The organism is Mesorhizobium sp. M1307, assembly GCF_040318155.1.
GTDB lineage: Bacteria > Pseudomonadota > Alphaproteobacteria > Rhizobiales > Rhizobiaceae > Mesorhizobium.
The window spans coordinates 1-5,823 of record NZ_JAMYLR010000089.1 but is presented as its reverse complement, the minus strand read 5'-3'; the positions used below and the strand labels follow the sequence as shown (position 1 = coordinate 5,823).

The following is a 5,823-nucleotide window of genomic DNA, read 5'->3' as shown; positions in this document are numbered from 1 at the left end:
GGCGCAAAGCGCGCCAAACTGTTCGCGATGTCCTCGCACACCTGTTCGCGATGTCTCCGGTCCAAACACCCCCTTGAGGGGGAGATGTCGCCAAAGGCGACAGAGGGGGTCGCCGCGCATAGAGCGCCAACCTGTTCTGCAGCAGTAGGCCGAGTCCGGTCGTGCCGACCCCCTCTGGCCGCTGCGCGGCCATCTCCCCCTCGAGGGGGGAGAGGGCCGTCCCGCGAGTGCAGGCCGGCAACGGAATTTCAAAGCTGAAACAAAAAAACCGCCTCGGCAGGCGGGTCGTTGGAGCCAATTGGCACCATACGCAAGTTAGTAGCATAGCTGCCGGCACAAAGCAAGAACAAAATGTGGTGCTGCGAGCAAAAAAATGGGAATTCCCTTAGCGCCGCGCCCGAGGTCGGCCCTCACGAGGGGGAGAATGCTGCCTTGACGTCGTCCTGACTGTCGCCATAGCGTAGTCCGACAGGAGACCCACCCATGGCAGTGGTCGAAGGCGAGAAGATCGACATCGGCTTTTCGGGAAAACGTTGCATCCATTCGCGCAACTGCGTGCTGGGCGATCCGCATGTTTTCGTGCCCAACGCGCCCGGCCAGTGGATCCATCCGGATGCGGCCAGCGTCGAGAAGATTGTGGCGCTCGCCGAAGCCTGCCCGTCCGGCGCCATCACCTATGTCCGCAAGGATGGCGGGCCGCAGGAACAGCCGCCGGTGGTCAACATTGTGCGCATAAGGGAAAACGGTCCGCTTGCCGTCCATGCCGAGATCGTGTTGGGCGGCGAAACGTTTTACCGCGCCACGCTGTGCCGCTGCGGCGCCTCGGAAAACAAGCCGTTCTGCGATGGCAGCCACGCCAAGGCTGGCTTCATCGCCACCGGCGAGCCGGCGCTGAAGGACACGCCGGCGCTGGAGGTGCGGAATGGCCCGCTGACCGTCACACCGACGACCAACGGCCCGCTCAAGCTCGAAGGCAATGTCGAAATCGTCACCGGCACCGGCCACACGGTCGACCGCACGCAACGCACCTTCCTCTGCCGCTGCGGCCACTCCGCCAACAAGCCGTTCTGCGATGGCTCGCACAAGCGCGTGGGGTTTGTGGGGTAGGGGCCGCCGCTATCTCCCTCCTTGAGGGGGAGATGTCGCCGAAGGCGACAGAGGGGGTCGGTGCGTCCTGACGCCAACGCCATCGCGGCCAGAGAATGCCGGCGCTCCACGCGAGACGACCCCCTCTGGCCTGCCGGCCATCTCCCCCTCGAGGGGGGAGATTACGCTGCCTTGGCCCAGCGCTCGTGCCTTTATCGGCCCGTTCATATCCGCTAAGGGGCGGAGACGAATTCTCCGGACCCAAATATGACCGCCAAGCCCAAACCCTCACCCCTGTTCCTCGGCATCGACACCGGCGGCACCTATACCGACGCCGTGCTGTGGTCGGAGGCCGGCGGGCCAAGCGGCAAGGTGCTGGCCAAGGCCAAGGCGCTGACCACGCGGCATGATCTGGCGGTCGGCATCTCCGGCGCGGTCGATGCGGTGCTCGAAATGGCCGGCACCGACCCGGCAGCGATCAAACTGGTATCTATGTCGACGACGCTAGCCACCAACGCGCTGGTCGAGGGCCAGGGCGGCCGCGTGGCGCTGGTGATGATCGGCTTTGCCGAGGGCGACCTTGCCCGCGACGGGCTGAAGGCGGCGCTTGGCACCGACCCGGTGGTGTTCTGCCCCGGCGGCCACGATGTCCACGGCAATGCGGCAAAGCTCGATCTGTCCGGGCTGGAGGCAGCTTTGCCGGAACTGGAAAAGTCGGTGTCCGGCTTTGCCGTCTGCGCCTATTTCGCCACCCGCAACCCGGCGCATGAGCTAAGCGCGCGGAACCTGATCCGCGACAGGACCGGCCTGCCGGTCACCGCCAGCCACGAACTGTCGGCCAAGCTCGGCGGCCCGCGCCGGGCGCTGACGACATTGCTCAACGCCAGGCTGATCTCGATGATCGACCGGCTGGTCGCGGCAACCGAAGGCTTTTTGGCCGCGCGCAACATCGCCGCCCCGCTGATGGTGGTGCGCGGCGACGGCGCTCTGGTCTCAGCCGCCTTTGCCCGCCAGCGGCCGATCGAGACCATCCTGTCCGGCCCGGCCGCCAGCCTCGTCGGTGCCCGCCACATGACCGGCATCGACGATGCCGTGGTCTCCGATATCGGCGGCACCACCACCGATGTCGCCGTGCTCGACAAGGGCCGGCCGCGGCTCGATCCGGAAGGCGCCACCGTCGGCGGGTTCCGCACCATGGTCGAGGCCGTCGCCATGCGCACCTTTGGCCTCGGCGGCGATTCCGAAGTGGCGCTGGAGGACGGCGCGCTCAATCCGAGAATCCTGCTCGGCCCGCGCCGCCTGGTGCCGCTGGCGCTGGCCGGCTTGATGCATGGCGAGGCCGTCACATCAGAGCTCGAACGCCAGCTGCGCGCGCCCAACCCCGGCCGCATGGATGGCCGGCTGGCGGTGCGCACCGGCGTGCCGGAGCGGCTGGCGGCCGGACTGACCGGTGCCGAAGCCAAGCTTTACGAGCTGATTGGTGCCGTGCCGCAGGCTCTCGACAGATTGCTGACCTCGAACGCCCAGAACGCCACCTTGAACCGGCTGGTGTCGCGCGGGCTGGTGCATGTCGCCGGCTTCACGCCGTCGGATGCGGCGCATGTGCTGGGCAGGCAGGCCAATTGGGATGCGGCCGCGGCACGTCTGGGTGCCGAGCTGTTCGCGCGCAGGCGCGACGGCCGCGGCCAGTTCATCGCCGCCTCGCCGGAGGCGATCTCGGAACGGGTGCTGACCGCGCTGACCCGTCTGTCGGCCGAAGTCATCCTCGAAACCGCCTTTGCCGAGGACGGGCTGGATGGCGCGGCGACCGTCGCCCATGCCCTGGTCCAGCGCGCCGTCGACGCGCATCCCGGCATCGCCCGCTTGAGCGTCGCCCTCGATCGTCCGGTCATCGGCCTCGGCGCCTCGGCGCCGCTGCATTATGCCGGCCTGGCCGAGCTGGTCGGCAATCGATGCGTGGTGCCGCAGGATACCGATGTCGCCAACGCGCTCGGCGCCGTCGTCGGCCAGGTCCGGGTATCGGCCGAGGCGCGGGTCAGCCAGCCCAAGGAAGGGCTGTTCCGCGTTGCTTCCGGTGAAAGCGTGCGCGATTTCAACGACGAAGCAGCGGCGATCGCCGCGGCGGAGAAAGATGTGCGCGCGATTGCCGCCGGGCGGGCTAAGGACGCCGGCACCGACAGCGCCGACATCGAAATCGCCAGCGAATACCGCGTCTCCACAGTAGAGGGCCAGCGCATGTTCATCGAGGCGCATGTCGTGGCGGTGGCGTCGGGACGGCCAAGGATTGCGGTGTGAGCGCGTAATCGCCCACCTCAAGGGGGAAGATCGGCAGCGAAAACGCCCTACCTTCACCCTGAGCTGAATTGACCCTGCCACCGTGACATGCCAAAGGCCCGGCCTAGCCTTTCGTCTGGAGAAGCCCTGATGACCGATCGCGTCGAGATCGCCGGATTGCGGATTGCCCGCGAGCTTCATGATTTCGTCGTGAACGAAGCGATGCCGGGCACCGGCATCGAGGCGGAGGCATTCTGGAACGGTTTTTCGGCGATCGTCCATGATCTCTCGCCAAAAAACCGGGCGCTGCTCGAAAAGCGCGATGCCATGCAGGACAAGCTCGACCGCTGGTATCGCGACAATGGCGCGCCCGTCGACATGGAGGCCTACAAGACGTTCCTCCGCGAGATCGGCTATCTCCTGCCCGAGGGGCCGGCGTTCAGCGTGACCACCGAAAATGTCGACCCGGAAATCGCTTTGGTTGCCGGGCCGCAGTTGGTAGTGCCGGTGATGAACGCGCGTTATGCGCTGAATGCCGCCAATGCGCGCTGGGGCTCGCTGTACGATGCGCTCTACGGCACCGACGCTATCCCCGAGACGGCCGGCGCCGAGCGAGGCAACAAATTCAATCCGGCGCGCGGTGCCAAGGTCGTCGCCTGGGTAAAAAGCTTCTTCGACGAGGCGGTGCCGCTCACCACAGGCAAATGGGCCGGCGTCAACGGGCTTTCGGTCGCCAACGGCATGTTGCGGCTGGGCGAGGGTGCCGGCGCCACCACGCTTGCCGACCTCAGACAGTTTGCCGGCTATCGCGGCGATGCCGCCGACCCCGAAGCCGTGCTGCTCACCAAGAACGGCCTGCACATCGAAATCGTCATCGACCGCAACAACCAGATCGGCCGCACCGATCCGGCCGGGATTGCCGATGTCGTGCTGGAATCGGCACTGACCACCATCCAGGACTGCGAGGATTCGATCGCCGCAGTGGATGCGCAGGACAAGGTGCTGGTCTACCGCAACTGGCTCGGCCTGATGAAGGGCGACTTGGCGGAGGAGATCACCAAGGCCGGCAAGAGCTTTGTCCGCAGGCTCAACCCCGACCGCACCTATACCGCGCCCGATGGCGGTACGCTGACCTTGCCCGGCCGCTCGCTGATGCTGGTCAGGAATGTCGGCCACCTCATGACCAATCCGGCGATATCAGACCGCGACGGCAACGAGGTGCCGGAAGGCATTATGGATGCGGCGCTGACGGCGCTGATCGCGCTGCATGACATCGGTGTGAACGGGCGCCGCGCCAATTCTCGCGCCGGCTCGATGTACATCGTAAAGCCCAAGATGCACGGGCCCGACGAAGTTGCCTTCGCCGTCGAGATTTTCGACCGCGTCGAGGCGCTGCTCGGCGTGCCCAAAAACACCATCAAGATGGGCATCATGGACGAGGAGCGGCGCACCACCGTCAACCTCAAGGAGGCGATCCGCGCCGCGAAAGAACGCGTCGTCTTCATCAACACCGGCTTCCTCGATCGCACCGGCGACGAGATCCACACCTCGATGGAAGCCGGCCCGATGATCCGCAAGGGCGACATGAAGCAGGCCGCCTGGATTGCCGCCTACGAAGCCTGGAACGTCGACATCGGGCTGGAATGTGGGTTGGCCGGCCACGCCCAGATAGGCAAGGGCATGTGGGCGATGCCCGACCTGATGGCGGCGATGCTGGCCGAGAAGATCGTGCATCCCAAGGCCGGCGCCAACACCGCCTGGGTGCCGTCGCCGACGGCGGCGACGCTGCACGCCACCCATTATCACAAGGTCGACGTCCATGCCGTGCAAGCTGCGCTGAAGAGCCGGCCCAAGGCAAAACTCGACGACATCCTGTCGGTGCCCGTCGCTGTCCGGCCGAACTGGTCTCAGGCGGACATCCAGAAGGAACTCGACAATAACGCGCAAGGCATTCTGGGCTATGTCGTGCGCTGGATCGACCAGGGCGTCGGCTGTTCGAAAGTGCCTGACATAAACGACGTCGGTCTGATGGAGGACCGCGCCACGCTGCGCATCTCCTCGCAGCACATCGCCAACTGGCTGCATCACGGCGTCTGCACGCCCGAGCAGGTCATGGAGACGATGAAACGCATGGCGGCGATCGTCGACCGCCAGAACGACGGCGATCCGCTCTACCGGTCGATGGCGCCGGATTTCGACAAGTCCATCGCCTTCCTCGCCGCCTGCGACCTGGTCTTCAAGGGGCGCGTGCAACCCAACGGCTACACCGAGCCGGTGCTGCACGCACGGCGGCTGGAGCTGAAGGCGCGGGATAACGGCTGAACCGAAAGCACGATGCACGCCGGCCAAGGGTAAGCGCCGGCGTCCCCCTCCCCCTTGAGGGCAGGGGAATCGCATATGGCGATTTTGGGGTTGAGTTTAGGCTGAGAAAGGATTCTTTGGAGAGGCAGTTGAGCGAAGGAG

Annotated in this window: 3 protein-coding genes; all 3 read left to right on the top strand. The window is 66.0% G+C overall.

Annotated features, from left to right (window positions below; translation table 11 throughout):
- Positions 1 to 483: 483 nt before the first annotated feature.
- The 3 genes from NKH16_RS34555 (at position 484) to NKH16_RS34545 (ending at position 5,682) form a co-directional block, all read left to right on the top strand.
- Positions 484 to 1,107, top strand: coding sequence for a CDGSH iron-sulfur domain-containing protein (locus NKH16_RS34555; RefSeq protein ID WP_352771433.1), 624 nt, complete (start codon positions 484 to 486; stop codon positions 1,105 to 1,107).
- Positions 1,108 to 1,353: 246 nt separating this feature from the next.
- The gene (locus tag NKH16_RS34550; RefSeq protein ID WP_352903902.1) at positions 1,354 to 3,381 is read left to right on the top strand and encodes a hydantoinase/oxoprolinase N-terminal domain-containing protein; all 2,028 of its coding nucleotides are present in this window, start codon (positions 1,354 to 1,356) and stop codon (positions 3,379 to 3,381) included.
- A gap of 129 nt (positions 3,382 to 3,510) precedes the next feature.
- The gene (locus NKH16_RS34545; RefSeq protein ID WP_352903900.1) at positions 3,511 to 5,682 is read left to right on the top strand and encodes a malate synthase G; all 2,172 of its coding nucleotides are present in this window, start codon (positions 3,511 to 3,513) and stop codon (positions 5,680 to 5,682) included.
- Positions 5,683 to 5,823 lie beyond the last annotated feature (141 nt).

Coding starts and splice junctions, on each gene's coding strand:
- NKH16_RS34555 (WP_352771433.1), top strand. CDS start 484: ATGGCAGTGGTCGAAGGCGAGAAGATCGACATCGGCTTTTCGGGAAAA.
- NKH16_RS34550 (WP_352903902.1), top strand. CDS start 1,354: ATGACCGCCAAGCCCAAACCCTCACCCCTGTTCCTCGGCATCGACACC.
- NKH16_RS34545 (WP_352903900.1), top strand. CDS start 3,511: ATGACCGATCGCGTCGAGATCGCCGGATTGCGGATTGCCCGCGAGCTT.